21 protein-coding genes are annotated in these 23,100 nt (G+C 76.0%); 9 read left to right on the forward strand and 12 right to left on the reverse strand.

Annotation, left to right across the window (positions count from 1 at the left end; translation table 11 throughout):
- Nucleotides 1-134: 134 nt before the first annotated feature.
- Together NHH00_RS02360 and NHH00_RS20925 are read right to left on the reverse strand one after the other, a co-directional pair.
- Nucleotides 135-1,277, reverse strand: coding sequence for a tRNA (adenine-N1)-methyltransferase (locus NHH00_RS02360; RefSeq protein WP_374613921.1), 1,143 nt, complete (start codon nt 1,275-1,277; stop codon nt 135-137).
- 28 nt (nt 1,278-1,305) lie between these two features.
- The gene (locus NHH00_RS20925; RefSeq protein WP_253049740.1) at nt 1,306-2,484 is read right to left on the reverse strand and encodes a site-2 protease family protein; all 1,179 of its coding nucleotides are present in this window, start codon (nt 2,482-2,484) and stop codon (nt 1,306-1,308) included.
- 68 nt (nt 2,485-2,552) lie between these two features.
- Here NHH00_RS20925 and NHH00_RS02370 point away from each other — a divergent pair, with 68 nt between their 5' ends.
- Nucleotides 2,553-3,299, forward strand: coding sequence for a phosphotransferase (locus NHH00_RS02370; RefSeq protein WP_253049742.1), 747 nt, complete (start codon nt 2,553-2,555; stop codon nt 3,297-3,299).
- Here the strand turns inward: NHH00_RS02370 and NHH00_RS02375 are convergent.
- On the reverse strand, nt 3,296-4,009 hold the full coding sequence (locus NHH00_RS02375; RefSeq protein WP_308202245.1) for an HAD family hydrolase: 714 nt from the start codon (nt 4,007-4,009) through the stop codon (nt 3,296-3,298). The two genes, NHH00_RS02370 and NHH00_RS02375, sit on opposite strands and share 4 nt — an antisense overlap.
- 137 nt (nt 4,010-4,146) lie before the next feature.
- Between NHH00_RS02375 and NHH00_RS02380 the strand changes: the two genes are divergently transcribed.
- Complete coding sequence (locus NHH00_RS02380) at nt 4,147-5,013, forward strand: PAC2 family protein (protein ID WP_253049744.1); 867 nt, start codon at nt 4,147-4,149, stop codon at nt 5,011-5,013.
- A gap of 34 nt (nt 5,014-5,047) precedes the next feature.
- Here the strand turns inward: NHH00_RS02380 and mshC are convergent, their stop codons facing one another.
- Nucleotides 5,048-6,322 (reverse strand): cysteine--1-D-myo-inosityl 2-amino-2-deoxy-alpha-D-glucopyranoside ligase, encoded by a 1,275-nt coding sequence (mshC, locus tag NHH00_RS02385; RefSeq protein WP_253049746.1) that lies wholly within the window; start codon nt 6,320-6,322, stop codon nt 5,048-5,050.
- A 152-nt stretch (nt 6,323-6,474) separates the two neighbouring features.
- On the opposite strand from mshC, the gene NHH00_RS02390 reads away from it, so the two are divergent.
- Nucleotides 6,475-7,572 carry a magnesium and cobalt transport protein CorA gene (locus tag NHH00_RS02390; RefSeq protein WP_253049748.1) on the forward strand — a complete coding sequence of 366 codons (1,098 nt, stop codon included), beginning with the start codon at nt 6,475-6,477 and terminating at the stop codon, nt 7,570-7,572.
- Nucleotides 7,573-7,579: 7 nt separating this feature from the next.
- Here NHH00_RS02390 and NHH00_RS02395 read toward each other — a convergent pair whose 3' ends face one another.
- Nucleotides 7,580-8,455 carry an undecaprenyl-diphosphate phosphatase gene (locus tag NHH00_RS02395; RefSeq protein ID WP_253049750.1) on the reverse strand — a complete coding sequence of 292 codons (876 nt, stop codon included), beginning with the start codon at nt 8,453-8,455 and terminating at the stop codon, nt 7,580-7,582.
- A 209-nt stretch (nt 8,456-8,664) separates the two neighbouring features.
- On the opposite strand from NHH00_RS02395, the gene NHH00_RS02400 reads away from it, so the two are divergent.
- Nucleotides 8,665-9,633, forward strand: a complete 969-nt coding sequence (locus NHH00_RS02400) for an aldo/keto reductase (protein ID WP_253049752.1) — start codon at nt 8,665-8,667, stop codon at nt 9,631-9,633.
- Between the two features lie 10 nt (nt 9,634-9,643).
- Here the strand turns inward: NHH00_RS02400 and NHH00_RS02405 are convergent, their stop codons facing one another.
- Nucleotides 9,644-9,964 (reverse strand): primosomal protein, encoded by a 321-nt coding sequence (locus NHH00_RS02405; protein ID WP_253049754.1) that lies wholly within the window; start codon nt 9,962-9,964, stop codon nt 9,644-9,646.
- A gap of 102 nt (nt 9,965-10,066) precedes the next feature.
- Between NHH00_RS02405 and NHH00_RS02410 the strand changes: the two genes are divergently transcribed.
- Nucleotides 10,067-10,300 carry a DUF5703 family protein gene (locus NHH00_RS02410; RefSeq protein ID WP_009861400.1) on the forward strand — a complete coding sequence of 78 codons (234 nt, stop codon included), beginning with the start codon at nt 10,067-10,069 and terminating at the stop codon, nt 10,298-10,300.
- A 10-nt stretch (nt 10,301-10,310) separates the two neighbouring features.
- Nucleotides 10,311-11,162, forward strand: coding sequence for a fructosamine kinase family protein (locus tag NHH00_RS02415; protein ID WP_253049756.1), 852 nt, complete (start codon nt 10,311-10,313; stop codon nt 11,160-11,162).
- Between the two features lie 19 nt (nt 11,163-11,181).
- Here NHH00_RS02415 and NHH00_RS02420 read toward each other — a convergent pair whose 3' ends face one another.
- The 3 genes from NHH00_RS02420 to NHH00_RS02430 all read right to left on the reverse strand — a co-directional run bounded on the left by NHH00_RS02420 (nt 11,182) and on the right by NHH00_RS02430 (nt 15,241).
- A complete protein-coding gene (locus tag NHH00_RS02420; RefSeq protein ID WP_253049758.1) occupies nt 11,182-12,561 on the reverse strand; it encodes a M20/M25/M40 family metallo-hydrolase in 1,380 nt (459 codons plus the stop codon).
- A gap of 183 nt (nt 12,562-12,744) precedes the next feature.
- The gene (locus NHH00_RS02425) at nt 12,745-14,451 is read right to left on the reverse strand and encodes a multicopper oxidase family protein (protein ID WP_253049760.1); all 1,707 of its coding nucleotides are present in this window, start codon (nt 14,449-14,451) and stop codon (nt 12,745-12,747) included.
- 256 nt (nt 14,452-14,707) lie between these two features.
- The gene (locus tag NHH00_RS02430; RefSeq protein ID WP_253049762.1) at nt 14,708-15,241 is read right to left on the reverse strand and encodes a hypothetical protein; all 534 of its coding nucleotides are present in this window, start codon (nt 15,239-15,241) and stop codon (nt 14,708-14,710) included.
- Nucleotides 15,242-15,407: 166 nt separating this feature from the next.
- Here NHH00_RS02430 and NHH00_RS20930 point away from each other — a divergent pair, with 166 nt between their 5' ends.
- Nucleotides 15,408-16,733, forward strand: a complete 1,326-nt coding sequence (locus NHH00_RS20930; RefSeq protein WP_253049764.1) for a sensor histidine kinase — start codon at nt 15,408-15,410, stop codon at nt 16,731-16,733.
- Nucleotides 16,730-17,449 carry a response regulator gene (locus NHH00_RS02440; protein WP_253049766.1) on the forward strand — a complete coding sequence of 240 codons (720 nt, stop codon included), beginning with the start codon at nt 16,730-16,732 and terminating at the stop codon, nt 17,447-17,449. The genes NHH00_RS20930 and NHH00_RS02440 overlap by 4 nt, the downstream gene beginning before the upstream one ends.
- Before the next feature lie 69 nt (nt 17,450-17,518).
- On the opposite strand, the gene NHH00_RS02445 is transcribed toward NHH00_RS02440, so the two are convergent.
- From NHH00_RS02445 to ald, 3 genes are all read right to left on the reverse strand, one after another.
- Nucleotides 17,519-19,681, reverse strand: coding sequence for a M3 family metallopeptidase (locus NHH00_RS02445; protein WP_374613933.1), 2,163 nt, complete (start codon nt 19,679-19,681; stop codon nt 17,519-17,521).
- 68 nt (nt 19,682-19,749) lie between these two features.
- Nucleotides 19,750-20,385, reverse strand: a complete 636-nt coding sequence (locus NHH00_RS02450) for a GNAT family N-acetyltransferase (RefSeq protein ID WP_253049770.1) — start codon at nt 20,383-20,385, stop codon at nt 19,750-19,752.
- 101 nt (nt 20,386-20,486) lie between these two features.
- The gene (ald, locus tag NHH00_RS02455; protein ID WP_253049772.1) at nt 20,487-21,602 is read right to left on the reverse strand and encodes an alanine dehydrogenase; all 1,116 of its coding nucleotides are present in this window, start codon (nt 21,600-21,602) and stop codon (nt 20,487-20,489) included.
- Nucleotides 21,603-21,710: 108 nt separating this feature from the next.
- Between ald and NHH00_RS02460 the strand changes: the two genes are divergently transcribed.
- Nucleotides 21,711-23,030, forward strand: a complete 1,320-nt coding sequence (locus NHH00_RS02460) for an APC family permease (protein WP_253049774.1) — start codon at nt 21,711-21,713, stop codon at nt 23,028-23,030.
- Nucleotides 23,031-23,100: the final 70 nt, after the last annotated feature.

Raw genomic sequence — 23,100 nt, forward strand, 5'->3', positions numbered from 1 at the left:
GGACGACGGACCCGCGGGAGGACCCGTGCCGACCACCGTCCGGCGGTCGGGTGACGACCTTAGGCACAATTCTCGCCCGAGCACACCGACGACACCCAGGGTGAGACGACCGGGTCCCGATCGTTACCGGACCGTCACGGCCCCGACACCTCGGCCGGGTGCTCGCCCTGCTCGGCGTCGTGGCCGGGGACCCGATCCGCGCCGCGGGCCTCGGGCTGCTCCGGCCCCTGTCCGACGTCGCGACGCACGCGGCGGATCTTCTTCTCCGACACCGGACGCTCACCGAGCTCCTCGGGCGACCACTGCTCGGCGTCGGTCGGGTAGGCGCCCTTGGCCGGGCGGCGCTTGCGCTCCGGCGGCGCGACGCCGTCGGCCAGACGGCGCGCGGTGAGCAGGAAGCCCGTGTGCCCGATCATCCGGTGCTGCGGGCGCACCGCGAGGCCCTCCAGGTGCCAGCCCCGCACCATGGACTCCCACGCGACCGGCTCGGCGTAGCGCCCGTCGGCGCGCAGGTCCTCCGCGAGGCGCGAGAGCTGGGTCGTCGTGGCGACGTAGCACACCAGCACGCCGCCGGGGACGAGCGCACGGGCGACGACGTCGAGGTTCTCCCACGGCGCGAGCATGTCGAGGACGACGCGGTCGACCGTGCCGTCCTCGGTGACGGTCGGCAGCACGTCGGCGAGGTCGCCCACGGAGAGCGTCCAGGCGGGGTGCGCGCCGCCGAAGAAGGTCTCGACGTTGCCGCGCGCGATGGCCGCGAAGTCCTCGCGACGCTCGATCGAGTGCAGCTCGCCCGCGTCGCCGACCGCACGCAGGAGCGACATCGTCAGCGCGCCCGATCCGACGCCCGCCTCGACGACGCGCGCGCCGGGGAAGATGTCCGCCATCGCGACGATCTGCCCCGCGTCCTTGGGGTAGACGACCGCGGCACCGCGCGGCATGGACAGCACGTAGTCCGCGAGCAGCGGGCGCAGCGCGAGGTACTCGATCTCGGCCGTGTTGCGGACGACGCTCCCCTCGGGCTGCCCGATGAGGTCGTCGTGCCGCAGGTAGCCCTTGTGCGTGTGGAACGTCGCGCCCGGCGCGAGCGTGATGGTGTGCAGGCGCCCGCGCGGGTCGGTGAGCTGGACCTTGTCCCCCACGCGCAGGGGACCGCGGCGCTCGTCGGCGCCCGTCGCGCCGGGGCGATCCGGTGCGTCCGCCGCGGGCGCGGCGGTGTCCTCCGGTCCGGAGGGCGTCGTCTGGGGGCCGGGCGTGGCGGCGGGCTCGGAGGTCACGGGCGACCATCCTACGGGCCGGACGCGGTCAGCGACCGCGCTGCGCGTCCCGCAGCGCCGCCACGACCCGCGCGACCTCGAGCGCCCCGACGACGCGGCCGCCGTCGGTCACGACGACGACGGCGGCCTCGCGCCCGACGCGCGCCAGCGCGGCGAGCATGTCCTGGCCCTGGAGGTGCGCGTCGATCGTCGCCCCCGGGGGCAGCGGCACGGCGACGGCCCCCACGGGCGTGGTCTCGGCGGCGTCCGGCGGCACGGCGGCGGCGGCCGTGGGGTCTGCGTACCCCACGGGCAGCCCCGCCCCGTCGACGAGCACCGCGAGGACGTGCGGCCCGCCCGCGAGCGCCACCGACCGCCCCACCGCCCCGACCGTCGCCGTGGAGGGCACGGCGACCGCGGGCCGTGCGAGGCCGCGCACGGAGAGCCCCGAGACCGCCTCGCGCGCACGTCCCGCGGCGATCGCCTGCCCGGCACCGCTCCAGAGGAACGCACCGATGAGCGCCGCCCACGCGACGGTCCAGAGGTCGGGCTGGCGGCCGAGCGTCAGCGGCCAGACGAGGGCCCACGCGACGACGCCGACGGCGACCGCGCGCCCGACCCAGCCCGCCGCGACCGTGCCGCGGGTGCGCGAGCCCGTCGCGGCCCACACGGCTGACTCGAGGATCTGCCCGCCGTCGAGCGGCAGCCCCGGCAGGAGGTTGAAGAACCCGACGAACGCGTTGGAGAACGCCCCGGCGTAGAGGAGCAGCGCGGGCACGGAGAACGTCGGCTGCGCCTGGAACGTCACCCAGAACACGACCGCGAGCGCCAGGTTGGTCAGCGGCCCGACCACGGAGATGAGGAAGCCGTCGAGCGGGCGCGCGGACGTCCCCGAGTACGCGGTGTGCCCGCCCCACAGCGTGACGGCGAGCTCGGTGACGTGCTGCCCGCGGGCCCGCGCGACGAGCGCGTGCGCCACCTCGTGCAGGAACACGGAGGCGAACAGCAGGAGCACGAACGCGAACGACACGAGGTACACCTCGTTGCCCAGGTGCGGCGCGAGCCGGCGCACCGTGGGGACGAACAGCACGGTGAGGATCGCGGCGGCGAGGAACCACGACGGCGTGAGGATGACCGGTGCGCCGACGATGCGGCCGATGACCCAGCCCTTCGTGCGCGGGCCGACCGGTGCGGGCGTGCGGGGGGCGCTGGGCTGGGGTCCGTCCACCCGGAGAGCCTATGCGTTCCGCGCGCCGACCCGGACGTCGGGCGAGCGGCGGGTGCGATGATCGGGCCGTGCACGCTCACGACGACGACCAGGTCGAGGTCCCGCTGACCGGAGGGAACGTCAACGCCGTGGTGCGCGTCGGCGACACCGTGCGGCGGACGGCCGGTCCGTGGACGCCGACGATCCACGCGCTCCTCGCCTGGGTCCGCGCCCAGGGGGTCTCCGTGGCCCCCGCGCCGCTCGGCCGCGACGCGGCCGGGCGCGAGGTGCTGACCTGGACCGAGGGCGAGGTCGGCGGCTGGCCGCTCCCGGACTGGCTCTGGGACCGCGCGACGCTCCGCCAGTCGGGCGCGATGCTGCGGGCGTGGCACGACGCGACCGTCGGCTTCGCGCTCGCCGGCGCGGTGTGGCGCTCGCCCGTGCGCGAGCCGGCGGAGGTCGTGTGCCTCAACGACGCCGCGCCGTACAACATGGTCCGCGCGGGGGGCGCCCTCGTCGGGTTCATCGACGTCGACATGGCGTCGCCAGGGCCCCGGGTCTGGGACGTCGCCTATCTCGCCTACCGGTTGTGCGGCTGGTGCGAGGACATGCCGGCCCCGCCCGGGCTCGCGCCCGAGGAGCGGCTCGCCGAGCTGCTCGTCGGCTACGGCCACGACCGCGCGCCTCGTCCCGACGACGTGCTGTCGACGATGCACGACCGTCTCCTCGACCTCGCCGGCTGGACGGACGCGCACGCCCGGGACACCGCTCGGCCGGACCTCCACGACCACGCGGCGCTGTACCGCCGGGACGCGGCACGCCTCGCGCGAGGCTAGGCGGCGTCGTCGTCCATGAGGTCGACGACCTCGCCGGAGACGAGCCGGGCGAGCAGGCCGAGGTCGACGAGCTCGAGCGACGGCGTCCGGCTCAGGCCGGGCGCGGGCAGGACGGGGACCACGGCTTCCACGCCGAGCGTCGCCGCGCCGGCCGCGCGGGCCGAGGCGATGCCGGCAGGCGAGTCCTCGATCGCGACGCAGCGCGCGACGTCGACGCCGAGGCGCTCGGCCGCGAGCAGGTACGGCTCGGGGTCGGGCTTGCCGCGCTCGACCTCGTCCCCGCACACGAGCACCTGGAACGCGTCGTCCGGCGCGAGCTCCGCGACGGGCGCGGCGAGCTCGCGGTAGGACATCGTGACGAGCGCGCACGGCACGCCGGCCTCGCGCAGCGCCGTGAGCAGCTCGCGCGCGCCGGGCTGCCACGGGACCTCGGCCCGCACCTGCTCGATGACCCGGCCCAGGAGGAACGCGACGATCTCGTCGACCGGCAGGTCGACGCCCCCGCGGTCCCGGATGATCCGCGCGGACTCGCGCAGCGGGTTCCCCACGAGCGACATGGCGTCCTCGTGCGTCCACGTGCCCCCGTGCGCCTCGACGAGCTCGTGCTCCGCCGCGATCCAGTACGGCTCGGTGTCGACGAGCGTCCCGTCCATGTCCCACAGGACGGCCTGCGGCAGGACGGGATCGGTGGACGGGCGCGGGGACGTCACGGCATGGCTCCAAGGACGAGGGGTGGGGGTCCGGGCGGGGCACGACGCGGTGCACCCGGTCCCTCCACCCTACGTGCGGCTACGCCACGCGCGAACCCGCTCCGCCGTCGTCGGGCCCGGCCGCATAGGCTGGGGCGATGACCGAGAACGCGACCGAGGGCACCCGGCAGACCGTGATGATCGCGGCGTTCGAGGGCTGGAACGACGCGGGGAGCGCCGCCACGGCCGCGCTCCAGCACCTGCACGAGGTGTGGGGCGCCGAGGACGTCGACGAGCTCGACCCGGAGGAGTACCACGACTTCCAGGTGAACCGCCCCGTCGTGACGACCGACGACGACGGGCTCCGGGAGATCACGTGGCCGACGACGACGATCGCGTCCGCGACCCTGTCGCCCGGCGGGCGACGGGTCGTGCTCGTGCACGGCATCGAGCCGTCCATGCGGTGGCGCCGGTACTGCCGCGAGCTGCTCGACATCGCGGAGGAGCACGACGTGCGCACGGTCGTCACGCTCGGCGCGCTGCTCGCCGACGTCCCGCACACGCGGCCCATCCCCATGACGGCGACGTCGGAGAGCGTCGGGCTCCAGGCGGTGCTCGACGTCGAGCCGAGCACGTACGAGGGGCCGACGGGCATCGTCGGGGTGCTCCAGCACGCCGCCGCCGAGCGGGGCCTGCAGTCGGTGTCGCTGTGGGCGGCCGTGCCGCACTACGTGGCGCACCCGCCGTCGCCCAAGGCGACGCTCGCGATCCTCGCGCGCATCGAGGAGCTCCTCTCGGAGCCGATCCCCCTCGGGGACCTGCCCGAGGACGCCGAGGCCTGGCAGCACGGCGTCGACGAGCTCGCCGCGGAGGACGCCGAGATCGCGGAGTACGTCCAGCAGCTCGAGGAGGCGAAGGACACCGCTGAGCTGCCCGAGGCGAGCGGCGAGGCGATCGCGCGCGAGTTCGAGCGCTACCTGCGCCGTCGCGACCGCGGCAACCCGGGCAAGGGACCGACGGTCTGACGCCTCCCCGCCGCCGCGGGCGTGCGGCGGCGCGTCAGAGGCGCACGCCGAGCAGCGCGTTGACCGCGCGGGCGACCACGCCGGGCGCGCCCTCGTCGTCGCCGGACGTGTCGCGCCCGGGACGCAGCGACTCCGCGGCCCACGCGTCGACGGCCGCGAGCGCCGCGGGCGCGTCCAGGTCGTCGGCGAGCGCGGCGCGCACGGCGGCGAGCGTCGCGGTGGCGTCGGGACCGCCGTTGCCGGAGACGGCGTCGCGCCACGTCTCCAGGCGGCGCACCCCCGCGGGCAGGTCGTCGTCGGTCCACTCCCACTCGCCGCGGTAGTGGTGCGCGAGCAGCGCGAGGCGGATCGCCATGGGGTCGACGCCCGTGGCCCGCAGCTTCGAGACGAGCACGAGGTTGCCGCGCGACTTGCTCATCTTCTCGCCCTCGTACGCGACGAGGCCGGCGTGGACGTGGGCGCGGGGCGCGCCACCGCCCGAGAGCATGCGGTCGTGCGAGGACGACATCTCGTGGTGCGGGAACAGCAGGTCCGCTCCCCCGCCCTGCACGTCGAACGGCAGGCCGAGGCCGTCACGCGAGATGACGGCGCACTCGACGTGCCAGCCGGGCCGCCCGGTGCCGAGCGCGCCACCGTCCCACGCGGGCTCGCCCGGGCGCTCGCGGCGCCACAGGAGCGGGTCGAGCGCGTCCTTCTTGCCCTCGCGGTCGGGGTCGCCCCCGCGCTCGGCGAAGAGGTGCTGCATGACGTCGCGCGCGAGGCGCGAGACGGAGCCGAACGCGGGGTCGGCCGAGAGGTCGGCGTAGACGTCACCGAGGCCCGGGTCGGTCCCGCCCGCCCCGGGCTCGACGGGCACGCGGTAGGCGAGCCCGGCGTCGAGGAGCTGCGTGACCGCCTCGACGACGGCGGGGATCGTCTCGACCGCGCCCTCGTAGACGTCCGGCGGGACGACGCCGAGCGCCGTCATGTCCTCGGCGAAGAGCGCCGTCTGGTCGACGGCGAGCGTGCGCCAGTCGACGCCCGTCGCGGCGGCGCGCTCGAGGAGCGGGTCGTCGACGTCGGTGACGTTCGACGCGTACCGCACGCGCTGGCCGGCGTCCGTCCACGCGCGCACGAGCAGGTCGAACGCGACGTAGGTGGCCGCGTGGCCGATGTGGGTCGCGTCGTACGGCGTGATGCCGCACACGTAGAGGGTCGCGTCCTCGCCCGAGGCCGCGACGACGAGCTCGCGGGTCGTCGAGTCGTGCACCCGGACCGGGAGGCCTCGTCCGGGGAGCTCGGGGATCTGCGGGGCGGGCCAGCTGTGCACGCGTCAACCTTAGCCGTCGGGACGTCGGCGCCGGACCGTCGTCCGGAAGGCGGGCGCCGCGCGCACGGGACACGGACGGCACGCCGCTGCCCGCACCGACGGCGATCCCGCGCGACCGGGCAGGTCCACGCCGGGCGCGGGACAATGCGGACGTGACGAAGCCCACCGACCCGCGCGTCGACGCCGCGCGAGGCCCCCTGCTCCCCGGCGCCACCGTCCTGGCGGCGTGGACCGTGGACCCGGGTGCGGCCGGGGTGCGCGAGGTCGACCCCCGCACGCTCGGGGATGCGCGCGCCGGGGACGACCCGGCCCGCGACCACGAGGGCGGCGACCATGACGCGGGCGAAGGCCGGACCCCGCGTAGCCCGGCGACGTGGGCGCGGGTCGCCGACCTCGACGCCGTGCTCGACGCCGCGGCCCGCGTCTCCACGAGCCCGGGACCGACGCGCCACGAGCTGTCCCGGCACGCGCACCACCCGCTGGCGCACGTGCGCCGCCTCGCGCCCGACTGGCTCCTGCTCGTCACGCCGACGGCGTGGTTCACCGAGGCGGACCGCCAGGTGCGCACCGGCCAGTTCGCCGCGCTGCTCGGACCGGGCACCGTCGTCACCGCCGAGGAGGGGGACGCCGGCGTGCACGCGACCATGCTCGACAAGCTCGCCGCCCCGGGGGACCCGCGGGGCACGCCCGTCCAGCGGATCGTGTCGGCCGCCGTCCTGGCGATCGTGGGCGGGGCGTCGCAGGTCGAGCTCGGCCTGGGGGACGCGGTCGCGGACACGGAGCGGGTCGTGTTCGACCAGCAGCGCGAGGACCCGGTCGAGCGCATCTACGACCTCAAGCGCGAGATCACCGAGGCGCGGCGCGCGCTCATGCCCGTCTCGGCGGAGCTGCCCGAGCTGCTCGACCCCGACGTCCCGGACCACCTCGCGGTGAACCGGCGCATGCTCGAGCGCGTGGTGACGACCGTCGAGCGGATCGACCGCCACCTCGACGCGCACGACGACCTGCTCTCGGACATGCTGCAGGTCCACATGTCCCAGGTGTCGGTGCGCCAGAACGAGGACATGCGCAAGATCTCGGCCTGGGCCGCGATCCTCGTCTACCCGACCATCGTCGCGGGGGTCTACGGCATGAACTTCCGGAGCATGCCCGAGCTGCACTGGGCGTTCGGCTACCCGTTCGCGCTCGCGCTCATGGCGGTCGGCTGCCTCGTGCTCTACCGGGTGTTCAAGCGGGTCGGCTGGCTCTGACCGCGGGTCACGGGGTGGACGCGGCGGTCCCGCCGGGCTCGAGCACGCCGGTGAGCAGGAGCAGCACGACGAGCGCGGCGAGCACCAGGCGGTAGACCACGAACGGCGTGTAGCTGAAGGTCGAGACGATCTTGAGGAACGCGATGATGACGAAGTAGCCGACGACGAACGCGACGAGCGTGGCGATGAGGGTCGCGCCCGCGCCGGGTGCGCCGGGGGCCGGCTCGTCCGCGGACTTGACGAGCTGGTAGAACCCCGAGCCCATGACCGCGGGGATCGCGAGCAGGAACGAGTAGCGCGCCGCGGCCTCGCGCGTGAAGCCCATGAGGAGGCCCGCCGTGATCGTGCCGCCGGACCGGGAGACGCCCGGGACGAGCGCGAGCGCCTGCGCGAACCCGAACGCGACGGCCTGGCCGGGCGAGAGCTCGCGCAGCGTGCGCCGCTTGGCGCCGATCCGGTCCGCCCAGCCGAGCAGGAGCGCGAAGACGGCGAGCATGAGCGCGGTGAGGTAGAGGTTGCGGAACGTGTTCTCGATCGCGTCCTGGAAGAGCAGGCCGAGCACGACGATCGGGACGGAGCCCAGGGCGATGTACCAGGCCATCGCGGCGTCGTGATCGTGCCGACCGAGGCGCGACCTCCAGTCCGTGCCGTGGTCGCCGCGCACCGAGCGCCACCACGCCGCGCAGATCCGCGCGATGTCGCGACGGAAGTACAGGAGGACCGCCGTCTCGGTCCCGATCTGGGTGATCGCCGTGAAGGCGGCCCCCGGGTCCTGCGAGCCGATGAGCTCGCCCACGATGCGCAGGTGCGCGCTCGAGGAGATCGGGAGGAACTCGGTCAGGCCCTGGACGAGGCCGAGGAGGACGGCTTCCCACGCGTTCACGAGCGGCCACGATACCCGCTCGGGCAGGCCCTCCCGGCACCTCGTCGGCGGGTCGGCGCCCCCGGACGAACGCCGGGCGACGGGCGCGTGAACACCGTCCCGCGGACCCGGACCGCAGGCTTGGAGGGACGGGTGAACCTCGCCGCTCCCGGGGTCCGTCGCGCGCCCCGACGGTCGCGCGGCGGGGTCCGCCGGTACCCTCGGCTCCCATGGAACACCGCCACCTCGGCAGCACCGGCCTGCGCGTGTCCGAGCTCGGCCTCGGCACCATGACGTGGGCCCGGGACACGGACGAGCTCGACGCCGCCGAGCAGCTGCGCGACTTCGTCGACGCGGGCGGGACCCTCGTCGACACCGCCGCCTCGTACGCCGACGGGGACGCCGAGTCCCTGCTCGGGTCGATCCTGGGGACGAAGGTCGACCGGCGCGACGTGCTCCTGTGCACCAAGGCGGGCGTGCGCCGCACGGCGCAGGGACCGGTCGTCGACGCGTCCCGCGGGGCGCTCCTCGACTCGCTGGACGACTCGCTGTCGCGCCTGGGCACCGACCACGTCGACCTGTTCCTCGTGCACGCGCCCGACCCGCGCACGCCGTTCACCGAGACGCTCTCCGCGCTGCGCCACGCCGTGACGTCCGGCCGGGCACGGTACGTCGGGCTGTCCAACCACCCCGCGTGGGCGACGGCGCGCGCCGCGACGCTGCTCGGCGGTGCCGACGACGTGGGCCTCGCCGCGGTCGAGCTCGAGTACTCGCTGCTCCAGCGCGGCGCGGAACGGGAGGTCGTGCCGGCCGCCGAGGCGCTCGGGCTCGGCCTCCTCGCCTGGTCGCCGTTGGGCCGGGGCGTGCTCACGGGCAAGTACCGCCGCTCGCTCCCCGCGGACTCGCGCGGCGCGTCCCCGCACCTGTCCGGGTTCGTCGAGCCCTACCTGGACCAGTCCTCCTCGGGGATCGTCGAGGCCGTCGTCACCGCGGCCGACGGTCTCGGCCGCGCCCCGCTCGACGTCGCGCTGTCGTGGCTCCTGGGCCGCCCCACGGTGGCGAGCGCGATCGTCGGCGCCCGGACTCCGGCCCAGCTGCGCACGTCGCTCGCCGCGACCGACCTCGAGCTCCCCGACGCCGTCCGCGCGGCGCTCGACGACGTGAGCGACCTGGAGGTCGGCTACCCCGAGCGGTGGTGACGACGGCGCGTCAGCGCGCGCCGTCGGTCTCCAGCTCGCCGGTCAGGACGTCGTCGTCGAGGGTGTCGTCGAGGTCGTCGAGCGCGTCCTCGTCCTCCTCGTCGTCGTCCTCGTCCTCGTCCTCGTCGTCCTCCTCCGCGAGGTAGAACGGCGTCGCCTCCCCGTGGACCTGGCCGAGGGCCTCGTCGTAGACCTCGAAGGCGTCCGCGAGCACGTAGTAGGCGTCGTCGACGGCGGGGTCGTCCTCCCCGCGGCGTGCGGCGACGGCGTTGTAGTGGGCCTCGAGCGCGGCGATGAACCGGTCGAGCGCGGCACGCGGGTCAGCGGTCATACCCTGACGGTAGCGCCGAGAGGGGCACAATGGCACTCGTTAGTCGAGCGGGTTCTCCCCGCCCGGCCGACGACCGAGACAGGCGAGAGAGGACGGTGGCACGTGGAGGAGAGGCCGACGTCACGTCGGCGGTCCGGATGGGCCGCGCACGGCGGGCAGTACGAGTACCGCGTCCTGACGATCGACCGCTCCACGAGCCGGTCGGACGCGAGCAGGCTGCTCACCGACGAGGCCGAGTACGGGCGCTGGGAGCTCGCCCGGACGAGGCTCTACGTCGGGGGCGAGCGCCGCGTGTGGCTGCGCCGCAAGATCATCCGGGTCAGCTCGACCCTGTGAGCCCTGCCCCGTGAGCGGTCCCGGCCGCGGGGACGGCTCCGCGGGCTCCCCGCCGGACGTCTTCACGAAGTCGCGCGCGGACGCGCCCGCGGGCTTCTTCGACTGCGAGGCCGCGGGGCTCGCGTGGCTCCGCGTCCCGGGCGGGCCGCGCGTCGCGACGGTGCGCGGGGTCGGCCCGACCCGGCTCGACCTCGAACGCGTCCTGCCCGCCGCACCGACGCCCGAGGCGGCGCACGCGTTCGGCCGGGCGCTCGCCGTCGTGCACGACGCGGGAGCGCCGGCGTGGGGCGCGCCGCCGCCCGGCTGGTCGGGCGACGCGTTCTTCGGTCCGCTCGACGACCCGCTGCCGATGCCGACGGGCTCCTGGCCCGACTGGCCGACCTTCTACGCCGAGGCGCGGCTGCTCCCGGTCGCGCGCCAGGGCCGCGACCGCGGGGCGCTCGACGCCGACGACGCGCGCCTCCTCGAACGCCTGGGAGAACGCCTCGCGGACCTCGCGCGCCCCGCGCTCGACGACTCCCCCGCGCGCGTGCACGGCGACCTGTGGTCGGGCAACGTGCTGTGGTCCCCGCTCGACCCCGGTCCGGACGGACGACCGGGCGACGTCGAGGCGGTGCTCGTCGACCCCGCGGCGCACGGCGGGCACCGCGAGGCCGACCTGGCGATGCTCGCGCTGTTCGGCGCCCCCTTCCTCGAGGAGATCCTCGCCGGGTACGACGCCGCGCACCCGCTCGCGCGCGGGTGGCGCCACCGGGTCGCGCTGCACCAGGTGTACCCGGTCGCGGTGCACGCGGTGCTGTTCGGCGGCGGCTACCGCGCGCAGCTCCGCTCGTCGGTCCGGGCGCTGCTGGGCGACGCCTGAGCGGTCGACCCGGACGGCGTCAGCAGGTGCGCAGCAGGCGGTCGAGCACGCGCACGCCGAAGCGCAGCGAGTCGACCGGGACCCGCTCGTCGACCCCGTGGAACATCCCGGAGAAGTCGAGGTCGCCGGGCAGGCGCAGCGGCGCGAAGCCGTAGCCCGTGATGCCGAGGCGCGCGAGCGACTTGTTGTCCGTGCCGCCCGAGAGCGTGTACGGCAGCACGGTCGCCTCGGGGTCCTCCGCGAGCAGCGAGTCGACCATCGCGTCGACGAGGTCGCCCTCGAACGGCACCTCGAGCGCGATGTCCCGGTGGATCTCCTCGACCCGCACGTGCTCGCCCGCGAGCGCCCGCAGCGTCGCGAACCCCTCCTCCTCGTGCCCGGGCAGCAGGCGCGCGTCGATCGCCGCCTCCGCCCGGCCCGGGATGACGTTCGCCTTGTACCCGGCGGAGAGCTGCGTCGGGTTGGACGTGTGGCGCACCGTCGCCCCGACGAACCGCGACGCGGGGCCGAGCGCGGCGACGAGCGCCGCGACCGACGACGGGTCCTCCGGGTCGTACCGGAGCCCGGTGAGGTCCGCGACGCCGCGCAGCAGCCTGTCGACGGTCGGGGTGAGCGTGTTGGGCCAGCGGTGGGCCCCGATGCGCGCGACCGCCTCCGCGAGCCGCGTCACCGCGTTGTCCTCGTTCACCTGCGACCCGTGACCCGCGCGGCCTTCCGCGACGAGGCGCAGCCACGCGATGCCCTTCTCCGCCGTCTGGAGCAGGTACGCGCGCCGGCCCCCGACCTCGACCGAGAACCCGCCGACCTCGCTGATCGCCTCGGTCGCGCCCTCGAACAGCTCGGGCCGGTGGTCGACGGCGTAGCGCGCCCCGTACACGCCGCCCGCCTCCTCGTCGGCGAAGAACGCCACGACGACGTCGCGCGCGGGCTTGCGCCCCTCGCGCGCCATCTGCCGCACGACCGCGAGGATCATCGCGTCCATGTCCTTCATGTCGACGGCGCCGCGGCCCCACAGCAGGCCGTCGATCTCCTCGCCCGCGAACGGGTCGACCGACCAGTCCGCGGCCTGCGCCGGCACGACGTCGAGGTGCCCGTGCAGCACGAGCGCAGGGCGGGTCGGGTCCGCGCCCTCCAGACGCACGACGACGCTCGCCCGGCCGGGCTCCGACTCGAACAGCTCCGGCTCGAGCCCGACCTCGTGCAGCAGCCCCATGACGTACTCCGCCGCGCGCCGCTCCCCCGGACCGGTCCCGTCGCCGAAGTTCGACGTGTCGATCCGCAGCAGCTCCCGGCAGATCCGCACCACCTCGTCCTCCGCCCGCGGCACCGTGCCGGAGGGGACGTCGACGGTCGCCGGGGTGCCGGCGCTGGCCTGGGATTCCGGGTACGGAGCGGTCATGGCCACACGCTACCCGTCGCGATCGCCCCGCCCGCCTGTCCCCGCCGCCCCTCCCACATCCCGGACGCTCCCCCCACCATGCCAGCCGCCGCGTCGAGCAGGTCGTCCAGGCGCGTCCGGGTCGCGTGACGCGCCCACATCGCCTGCTCGACCCGGCAGGATGGGCTGGTCGGGTCCTCGGGGTCAGTGGGTGGCGCCGTGGGGGTCCGGGGCGAGGTGGCGGGGGCCGGTGCCGTCGCCCGGGAGCGTGTCCGCGTGGTCGGGGTGGGTGGCGCCGTCGGGCACGTCGATGCGGGACGGCGCCCGCTCCCCCGGCGCGACGACGACGAGCTGGCCCATCATGCCCTGGTCCTCGTGCGTGAGCAGGTGGCAGTGGAACATGTACGGGGTGCTCGGGTCGGTCGCGCCCTCGGCCGCCTCGAACCGGACGAGCAGGCGCGTGACGCGGCCGGGCTGGACGTAGACGGTGTCCTGCCAGCCGTCGAGGTCGGGCGTGGGCGGCTGCCCGCCGACGTCGAGGACGCGGAACTGGACGTCGTGGACGTGGAAGTTGTGCGGGGTGTCGTCGAGCCCGGTGACCTCCCAGACCTCGGTCTCCCCGACGGTCACGACCTCGTCGACGCGGGACATGTCCATCGACCGCCCGTTGATGGACCGGCCGGAGAGCTGGAACGTCCGCGTCCGGACGGCGTCGGCCTCGTCGAGCACGTCCGCCGGGTCGGCGCCGAGGGTGTCGGGGACGGCGGGGCTCGGCGCGAGCGTGGGAGCAGCGCGCAGCTCCAGGAGGTCGAAGGTGTCGTCGCCGCCGGAGAAGCGCTCGAACAGCGGGTTGACGCCGAGCTCGGGCGGGAGGCTGCGCAGGACGGCGCGCTGCCCCGGGGCCATGGTCACGACGACCTCCGCCCGGTCGCCCGGGGAGAGGCGCACGCGCTCGACCGTGCGCGGGGCGGGGAGCAGCCCGCCGTCGGTCCCGACGAGCTGGACCGTCCCGCCGTCGGCGAGGCCGACGTCGTAGACCCGCGAGTCGGAGCCGTTGAGCAGGCGCAGGCGGACGCGCTCGGTCGTGACGTCGAGGTACGGCCCGGGCGTGCCGTTGACGAGCACCGTGTCGCCCAGCGTGCCGACCGGTGAGAGGAACGAGGCGGCGTCGTCGAGCCGCCCGTCGGGGTGGAAGCTCTTGTCCTGGAGGATGACCGGGACGTCGTCGACGCCGTACTCGTGCGGAAGGCCGGCGGCGGGGCCGTCGGCGGCGGCCGGGTCGTCGAGGAGGAACATCCCCGCGAGCCCCCGGTACACCTGGCTCGCGGTCCGCCCGTGCAGGTGCGGGTGGTACCAGAGCGTCGCGGCGGGCTGGTCGATCGTCCACGTGGGCGACCACGTCTCGCCGGGCTCGACCATCTGGTGCGGGCCGCCGTCCATCGCGGGCGGGAGGTGCATGCCGTGCCAGTGGAGCGTCGTCGTCTCGTCGAGCGCGTTCGTCACGTCGACGCGCACGCGCTCGCCGCGCGCGGCCCGCAGGGTGGGGCCGAGGTAGTCGCCGTTCAGGCCGATCGTCGGGGTCGGTGCGGACGCGCCGAGGTCCGCGACGCCCGCGCGCGCCTCGAGCTCGAAGACGCGCACGCCGTCCTCGACCCGGGACTCCGCGAGAGGCGGGACGGCGAGCGGCCGCGTGAACTCCACGGCACCCGCCGTGCTCGTCGCGGCACGCGCCCAGGCGACGCCCACGACCGCGACGACCGCCCCGACGAACAGGACGACGACGAGCCCGAGCACCACGAGGACGCGGGCGAGCGGGCCGCGCCGCCGTCGCGGACGACCTCCGGGTGGTCCGGCGGGCGCACCGGGCGCCGGCGGGACGGCAGGCGGCGGGGTGGTGTACGTGGTCGTCATCAGGTCTTCTCCAGGGTGGACGACGGCGGTCGGCGGGTGCGGGTCGACGGCGGCCCGGCCGTGCGGGCGACGCCGTCGACGCTAGGGACCGGGCGGTGCCGGGCGCGTCCGCTCGGAAGCGTACGCGGGCCCGGAACCGACCCCGAGCGCACCCGGGCACGGCTCGGGGTGGTGCCGGGTCGGGCGGTGCGGGTCGGGTGTGCGGGTCGGGTGTGCGGGTCAGGGGTTGCGGGTCGGGCGGGATCGGCAGCCGGCCTCAGCGGCGTCGGGCCGCGAGGAGACCGAGCGCCACGGCCCCCGCGAGCGCGCCCCAGACCGCGTTGGTGAGCAGCATCGGGACGATCGCGACGGGGTGGGCGACGGGTCCCTGCAGCTCGCCGGTGAGGATCGGCGACAGCACCGCGCTGAGCACCAGCGCGAGCACGCCGTAGGCGAGCCCGACGGCCACGCCGGTCGCGAGCGGGTGCGCGGGGCGGGCGACGACGATCGCGACGATCCACACGACCGTGAGCACGAGGGTCGTGAGCAGGGGTGCGGCGGGTCGGCCGATCGCGTCGTCGAGGCCGGTGACGCTCAGGAGCGGTCGGACGAGCGCGAGCGCACCGAGCCCGAGGACGAGGGGCCAGCTCAGCGAGCGGACGGTCTCGCCGAGCGTGGGGCGGGCCGCAGGAGCCGGCGCCCTCGACCCTCCGGGAGTGACGGCGGGGCCGGGCGGGACCGGGCCGTCAGGTGGGACGGACGAGGCGGGCGGGGTCGGGCGGTCCGGTGCGGGGCCGGGGGTCGGGTTCATGCCGTCGACGCTAGAGATCGGCATCGCCTCGCCGCGTCCGCCCCGGCGCGCGGCACGATGCGTCGTCCCGCGCCCCACGCCTACGCGTCTCGACGTAGTCGACCCTGACGCGGACCCGCCCCGCGACGGACGCGCGTCGGGGTGCGTCTTCCTAGACTCGATGGTCGTGACGTCCCCCGACCTCCCGCCCGACCGGCCCGCCGGGTCGCCGCCCGCGACCCGGGCGGCGCGCCCGTCGCCGCCGCCGTGGCTCATCGACGCCCTGCTGGGGTTCGCGGTGTTCGACGTCGTCGCGTTCGCCATCGCGGCCGACGTCGGCGGCACGCGCGCCGACCCGTGGGTCGCGTACCCGATCGCCCTCGTGCTGGGCCTGCTCGTCCTCGGCCGGCGCCGCTTCCCCGTGGGGGTGCTCGTCGCGACGGCGCTCGTGATCTGCGCCTACTACACGCTCGACCTGCCCGCAATCGGCCTCGCCCTGCCCGTCTCGGTCGCGCTGTACTCGGCGGCCGTCGCGGGCCGGCTCGGGTGGGCCGTGGGGGTCGCGGCGGCGCTCGTGGTCGCCTCGACGTACTTCCGGCTCGCCGAGGGCGACGACGTCCGGTACGTCGTCGGGTACGAGCTCGCGACCACGGTCGCGCTGATGGCCGCCGCGATCGCGCTCGGTCACGGCGCGTTCGCCCGCCGGCAGCGCGACGAGCAGCGGCGGCACGCGGACGCGCTGCTGGAGCAGACCCACGAGCTCGAGGCGGCCGACCGGCTCGCGCGCGACCGGGAGGCCGTCGCGCGCGACCTGCACGACGTCGTCGGGCACCACCTCGCCGTCGTGTCCCTGCACGCGGGCGTCGCGCACGAGGCGCTCGACGACGTGGGACGCGCCGACGGCGCCGGGCGGGAGGACGCGCTCGCGGTGGCGCGCGCCGAGCTCGACCTCGTACGCACGTCGGCGACGGCCGCGCTGGCGGACCTGCGCGCGACCGTGCGCTCGCTGCGGGGTCCGTCCGGGCCGGCGGGCGTCGCGGAGCAGGCCCGCCTCGACCGGCTCGGCGACCTCGCCCGCACGGCGCGGGCGGCAGGCCTCGAGGTCACGCTGGACGTCGACCTGCCCGCGGGCACGCCGGACGGCAGCGCGGCGGGCGCGGCGGTGTTCCGCGTCGTGCAGGAGGGACTGACCAACGTCCTGCGGCACGCCGGGGCGCGCGCCGCCGTCGTGCGCGTGACGCTCGAGCCCGCGACCGGGACGCCCGGCGACGTGCTCGCGGTCGAGGTGCGCGACGACGGTCGCGGCGCACCGGGCGGCACCCCGGACCGGGAGGGGTTCGGCCTGCGCGGGCTGCGCGAGCGGGTCGCCGTGCTGGGCGGCACCGTCACGACCGACGCGCCCGACGGCGGCGGCTTCCGCCTGCGCGCCCGGGTCCCGGTCGGCGCGGCCGGCCCCGCACCGGCGCCGGCCGGGGCACCGGGGAGCGAGGCCGCGGGCGGAGGCCCCGCGTGATCCGCGTCGTGCTGGTCGACGACCAGCCCCTCGTGCGAACGGGCATCCGCGCGCTGCTCGAGCGTGCGGACGACGTCGAGGTCGTCGGCGAGGCCGCCGACGGTCGCGAGGGCGTGGCGCTCGTGCGCCGGTCGCGGCCCGACGTCGTGCTCATGGACCTGCAGATGCCCGTCCTCGACGGGGTCGAGGCGACGCGGCAGATCGTCGGGGGCGCCACCGGCACCGACACGCCGGTCGCGGGCGCCGTGTCGACCGGCCACCGCCCGGACGGTCCCCGCGTCGTCGTGCTCACGACGTTCGACGACGACGCGAACCTCTTCGCGTCGCTGCGGGCCGGGGCGTCGGGCTTCCTGCTCAAGGACGCGAGCCCGGACGAGCTGCGTGCCGCCGTGCGCACCGCAGCCGCGGGCGACGCGCTGCTCTCCCCCGCGGTGACGGCGCGCGTCGTCGCGCAGGCGGTCGACGCCGGGCGGCGGGACGACGCGCTCGCCGCCGCCGTCGCGGACCGGCTCACGGACCGCGAGCGCGAGGTGCTCGCGCACGTCGGGCGCGGCCTGACCAACGACGAGATCGGGTCGGCGCTGTTCATGAGCCCGGCGACGGCGCGCACGCACGTGGGCCGCGTCCTCGCCAAGCTGGGCGTGCGGGACCGCGCCGGCCTCGTCGTCGTCGCGTACGAGACCGGCCTGGTCCGTCCCGGCACCCCGCCGAGGTAGAGGCGTGGTCATGACCACGCCTCTACCTCGCGGTACCGGGGCTCTACCTCGGCGGGGCGGATCGTCGGGTCAGGCATCGAGGCCGCGGCGCGCGAGGAGCGGCGCGATGTCGGCGTCGCGGCCGCGCAGCTCGCGGAACGAGAGGAGCGGGTCCTGCGAGCCGCCACGCGCGAGCAGGACGCGACGGAAGCGCTCGCCGTTCTCGCGCGACAGGCCGCCGTTCTCGCGGTACCACTCGACCGTGTCCGCGTCGAGCACCTCGGACCAGATGTAGGAGTAGTACCCGGCCGCGTACCCGCCGCCGAACACGTGGTTGTAGTACGTGGTCCGGTAGCGCGGCGGGACGGGCGCGAACGCCACGCCGGCCGCCTCCAGCGCCGCGGCCTCGAACGGCACGACGTCGGCCTCGGACGACGGGACGCCGTCGGGCCCGACCTGGTGCCACGCCTGGTCGAGCAGCGCCGCCGCGAGGTACTCGGTCGTGCCGAAGCCCTCGTTGAACTGGCGCGAGGCCAGCATGGTGTCGACCCACTCGGCGGGCATCGGCTCGCCCGTCACGTGGTGCACCGCGTAGGAGCGCAGGATCGACGGCTCCCACGCCCACATCTCGTTGACCTGCGACGGGTACTCGACGAAGTCCCGCGGCACCTCCGTGCCGGACTGCGACGGGTAGCGCACGTCGGAGAACAGCCCGTGCAGCGCGTGCCCGAACTCGTGGAAGAGCGTGATGACCTCGTCCCACACGAGCAGCGTGGGCTGTCCGGCCGGCGGCTTGACGAAGTTGAGGTTGTTGACGACGACCGGCTTCTGGCCGAGCAGGTGGTTCTGGTCGACGAGGTTGTTCATCCAGGCACCGCCCCGCTTGGACTCGCGCGTGTACCAGTCGGCGAGGAACAGGCCGAGCCCCTGACCCGGCTCCCCCGGCGTCTCGCTGTCGAAGACCTCGAAGACGCGCACGTCCGGGTGGTAGCCGACGAGGTCGTGCCGCTCGGCGAAGGAGACGCCGAACAGGCGGTTCGCGGCCAGGAACACGCCGTCGTGCACGACGCGCTCGAGCTCGAGGTAGGGGCGCAGCAGCGCGTCGTCGAGCGCGTAGCGGTCCTTGCGCACGCGCTCGGCGTAGAACGACCAGTCGGAGGCGCGCAGCGTCGCGCCCGGCTCGTCGGCCCGCAGCGCCGTCTCGAGGTCGGCCGCCTCGCGGCGCGCGTTCGCGACGGCGGCGGGGGCGAGCCGGTCGAGCATCGCGTTCACGGCCTCGGTCGTCTTCGCGGTCGCGTCCTCGGCGACGTACGCGGCGTGGTGCTCGTACCCGAGGAGGCGCGCGCGCTCGGCGCGCAGGCGCACGGTCTCCAGCACGATCTCGCGCGTGTCGTGGTCGTCGCCGGTCGCACCGCGCGACTCCGACGCCTGCTGGACGCGCTCGCGGACGTCGCGGCGCGCGAGCGACGCGAGGACGCCCTGCTGGGTGGGGAGCTGCATCTCCAGCAGCCACGCCCCCTCGTGCCCGCGCGAGGCGGCGGCGGCAGCCGCGCCCGCGACCGCGTCCTCGGCGAGGCCGTCGAGCTCGGCGCGGTCCGTGACGAGCACGCTCGCCGCGTTGGCCCCCGCGAGCAGCTTGCGGCCGAACGCGGCCTCGAGCGTGGTGAGGCGGCCGTTGAGCTCGCGCAGGCGCGCCTGCTGCTCCGCGTCGAGCTCGACGCCGGAGCGGCGGAACCGGACGAGCAGCGTGTGCAGCAGCCACGCGGCGTCGGGGTCGAGGATCTGCTCGCCGGCGTCGACGGCGTCCTGCAGGGCGCGGGCACGCGCGTAGAGGCGCGCGTCCATGTAGATCGCGTCGTGGTGCGCGGCAAGCTCGGGCGCGGACTCCTCCTCGATCTGCTCCAGTCCCGGCGTCGCGTCGGCGGAGAGCTGGTTGTAGAACGCGTTGAGCACGCGCGCGAGGTCGCGGCCCGACCGCTCGAGCGCCGCGAGCACGGTGGCCTCGGTCGGGGGTGCGTCGTCGGTCGCGACCGCCTCGATCGCGGCGCGCTGGGCCGCGGTCGCGGCGCGAAGCGCGGGGAGGTAGTGCTCCTCGCGGATCGCGTCGTAGTCGGGCAGCTCGTACGGCAGCGCGGAGGGCGCGGCGAACGGGTTGGCGGGATCGAGGTCGATCAGGGCGGAGGCGACTGCGGGCGCGGAGGTGGGCGCGGGCGCGTCGGTGCGCGTCGTGGGCTCGGAGGTCATGGTGCCCATCTTGACCCCGCGGGCGGGCACGACGGAAACGCATTCGCGGACGCCCCTTGGCGACCGGGGCGAGTGCGTCAGGCGGCGCGGCCCGACGACGGCGCGTCCGCGGGCCACGGCTCGTTCGGCGCGCGCGGGTCGTCGGGCAGGAGCGTGCCGAGCCACGCGTCGCGGCGCTCGCCGCGCTGGAGCGCGAACCCGCGCACCGTGCCCTCGACCCGGAAGCCGAGCCGCCAGGCGGTGCGCCGCGACGGCCAGTTGCCGACGTACGCCTGCCAGAAGAGCCGCGCGAGCCCCCCGCCCTCCGGGTCGAACGCCCAGTCGACGACGAGCCGGCACGCCGCGGTCATGAGGCCGCGGCCCCGGGCCTCGGGAGCGGTCCAGTAGCCGATCTCGGCCGACCGTCGCCCCTCGGGCGCATCGTCGAGGCTTAGCCCGACCATCCCGAGGAGGGCACCGACGCCGTCGGGGCCGGGGATGCCCGAAGGGCCGGCGCTGTCGCGCACGCCCCAGGTGAGGACGTCGCCGCGCTCCCAGCCCGGTCCCACGTAGTCCGACACGAACTGCACCGCGTCCTCGCGCGCGTACGGGGACGGGACGACCGTCCACGCAGCGGTCTCCGCGTCCTGGCACGCGGCCGTGATCGCGTCGACGTCGTCGAGGGTCGGGGTGGACAGGTGGACGCGGCCGTCGTCGAGGGCGAAGGGATGCACCCGCACGAGCCTGGCACGTCCCGCCGCACGTCGTCACCCGGATTCCCCGAGCGTGGCCACCCCGCGGGGCCACCGACCCGGCGTCCCGTCCCGCGGGTGCGTCACGGGCGCAGGGCGTCCTCCGCGGGCGTCCACGGCAGGCCGTGCGCGGCGGCGACCGCCTCGTTGAGGAGCGCGCCGCGGTGGGTGGACGCCCCCGACCGCAGGAGCGGGACGTCCCGCACCGCGTCGACCCCGCCCTCCGCGAGCGCCGCGAGGTACGGCAGCGTCGCGCTGGTCAGCGCGAGCGTGCTCGTCACGGGGACCGCGCCGGGCATGTTCGCGACGCAGTAGAACGTCGTGCCGTGCACGGCGAACGTCGGGTCGTCGTGCGTGGTGGGCCGCGACCCCTCGAAGCAGCCGCCCTGGTCGACGGCGACGTCGACGAGCACGGCGCCGGGGCGCATGCGTGCGACGAGGTCGTCGGTGACGAGGCGCGGGGCCCGCGCCCCCGCGACGAGCACGGCCCCGACGACGAGGTCGGCCTCGAGCACCTCCCGCTCGATCGCGTACGCGCTCGACACGACCGTGCGCACGTGGCCGGAGAACTCCTGGTCGACGGCGCGCAGGACGGGCAGCGACAGGTCGACCACGCTCACCTCCGCGCGCATGCCCACCGCGACCTCGGCCGCGTTGCGGCCGGCGGTCCCGCCCCCGAGCACGACGACCCGCCCGGGCCGCGTGCCGGGGACGCCGCCGAGCAGGACGCCGCGACCTCCCGCGGGTCGTTGCAGGAGCCAGGCGCCGACCTGGGTCGCCATGCGCCCGGCCACCTCGCTCATGGGGGCCAGCAGCGGGAGCGTCCCGTCGGGGGCCTGCGCCGTCTCGTACGCGACGGACGTCGTGCCCGCGTCGAGCAGTGCACGCGTGCAGGCCGCGTCCGCGGCGAGGTGCAGGTAGGCAAAGAGCAGGAGGTCGTCGCGCAGCAGCGGGTACTCGCTCGCGACAGGTTCCTTGACCTTGCACACGAGCTCGGCCTCGCCCCAGACCTCCTCGGCGCTCGGCACGATCCGCGCACCGGCGTCGGCGAACTCCGCGTCGGGCAGGTGGGAGCCGACCCCGGCCCCGGACTGGACGAGCACGTCGTGCCCGGCCCGCACGAGGTGGTGCGCGCCGGCGGGGGTGAGCGCGACGCGGTCCTCGTGGTTCTTGACCTCGGTGGGTATGCCGATCCTCATGGTCCAGTGTGGTCGCACCGTCCCGCTCCGCGCAGGGTGGCAGGATCTTGTCGGAGAGTGACCTTCCTGCCGCTCGTTCCGGGACCGGCCCGCTGCCAGGGTGGGCGCGTGGACACGACGACTCCCCTCGCGACGCCGGGCGTCGCACCCCGCCCCGCGCCGACGGCGAGCGAGCACGCGCCGGCGGGCACCCTGGGGCTCGCGCGCGGCAGCGCCCTGTACGTGGCGAGCGTGCTCGGCACGGGAGTGCTCGCCCTGCCCGGGCTCGCCACGCGGGTCGCCGGCCCCGCCTCCGTGCTCGCCGTCGCCCTGGTGCTCGTGGCGAGCGTCCCCCTCGCGGGCACCTTCGCGGCGCTGGCGGCGCGGCACCCGGACCGGGGCGGCGTCGCGAGCGCGGTGCGCGTCGCGCTCGGCCCGACGGCGGCCCGCGCCACGGGCTACTGGTTCTACCTGGGCGTGTGCGTGGGCGTGCCCGTCGTGGCGGTGCTGGGAGCGGAGTACGTGGTCGCAGTGGTGGGCGCCGATCGCGGGGCAGTCCCGGTCGTGGCCGTCGCGCTCGTCGTCGTGCCGGCGGTCGCCGTGGGGCTCGGCGTCCGTGTGGCGGGCGCCGTCCAGCTCGCGCTCACGTCGCTGCTGCTCGCCGCCGTCGTCGTGGTCGTCGCCGTGGCGGCGCCGGCGGCGAGCGCCGAGCGGTTCACCCCGTTCCTCAGCGAGGGGTGGTCCGGCGTCGGCTCCGCGGTGAGCCTGTTCGTGTGGGCGTTCGCGGGCTGGGAGGTCGGCACGCACGTCTCGGCGGACTTCCGCGACCCGCGCCGCACCGTCCCCGCCGCGACCGGGATCGCGCTGGTCGTCGTCGGCGTCGCCTACCTCGCCCTGCAGGTCACCACGGTCGGCGTCCTCGGCGCCGAGGCCGGCTCCGGCACCGTCGCCCTGCTCGACCTCGCGCGCACGGGCGCACCCGCCGCGGGGCCCGTGGTCGTCGGCGTCGTCGCGGCGATCGTCACCTCGGGCGTGCTCACCGCCTATCTCGCGGCGTTCGCCAACCTCGGCCAGGCACTCGCGCGCGACGGCGACCTGCCGCGCCCGCTCGCCGCTCTCTCCGGTCGCGCCGGGGTACCCCGGCGGGCGCTCGCGGTCACGCTCGTGCTGAGCGCGGCGTACCTCGCCGTGCTCGTCGCCACCGGCCTCGACCTCGAGCCGTTCGTGCGCGTCCACACGAGCTGCATGGTGGCGGTCTACGCGCTCGGCATGGTCGCCGCCCTGCGCCTGCTCCCCCGCGGCACGGTCGGCTGGTGGCTCGCGGCCGTCGCGACCGTCCTCACCGGCGTGCTGCTCGTCCTCGCCGGGGCGTCGCTCGTGGCCCCCGCGCTCCTCGCCCTGGCCGCCGTCGCGGTCGCGCTGGCCCGCCGCCGTCGCCCGCCGCGCTGAGCGGCCCGCCGGCCGGAGAGGTTCGCCCTCCTGGCCCGTTCCCCGCAGCGGCGGTGTCCGCTACGGTCGA

Origin of the sequence: Cellulosimicrobium cellulans (genome assembly GCF_024124905.1) — a bacterium.
Taxonomy (GTDB): domain Bacteria; phylum Actinomycetota; class Actinomycetes; order Actinomycetales; family Cellulomonadaceae; genus Cellulosimicrobium; species Cellulosimicrobium cellulans_G.

Excerpts from the sequence above, each read along its gene's own strand:
- NHH00_RS02400 (WP_253049752.1), top strand. The coding sequence starts at position 8,665 with ATGGAACACCGCCACCTCGGCAGCACCGGCCTGCGCGTGTCCGAGCTC.
- NHH00_RS02380 (WP_253049744.1), top strand. The coding sequence starts at position 4,147 with ATGACCGAGAACGCGACCGAGGGCACCCGGCAGACCGTGATGATCGCG.
- NHH00_RS02445 (WP_374613933.1), bottom strand. The coding sequence starts at position 19,681 with ATGGGCACCATGACCTCCGAGCCCACGACGCGCACCGACGCGCCCGCG.
- NHH00_RS02405 (WP_253049754.1), bottom strand. The coding sequence starts at position 9,964 with ATGACCGCTGACCCGCGTGCCGCGCTCGACCGGTTCATCGCCGCGCTC.
- ald (WP_253049772.1), bottom strand. The coding sequence starts at position 21,602 with ATGAGGATCGGCATACCCACCGAGGTCAAGAACCACGAGGACCGCGTC.
- NHH00_RS02430 (WP_253049762.1), bottom strand. The coding sequence starts at position 15,241 with ATGAACCCGACCCCCGGCCCCGCACCGGACCGCCCGACCCCGCCCGCC.
- NHH00_RS02425 (WP_253049760.1), bottom strand. The coding sequence starts at position 14,451 with ATGACGACCACGTACACCACCCCGCCGCCTGCCGTCCCGCCGGCGCCC.
- NHH00_RS02420 (WP_253049758.1), bottom strand. The coding sequence starts at position 12,561 with ATGACCGCTCCGTACCCGGAATCCCAGGCCAGCGCCGGCACCCCGGCG.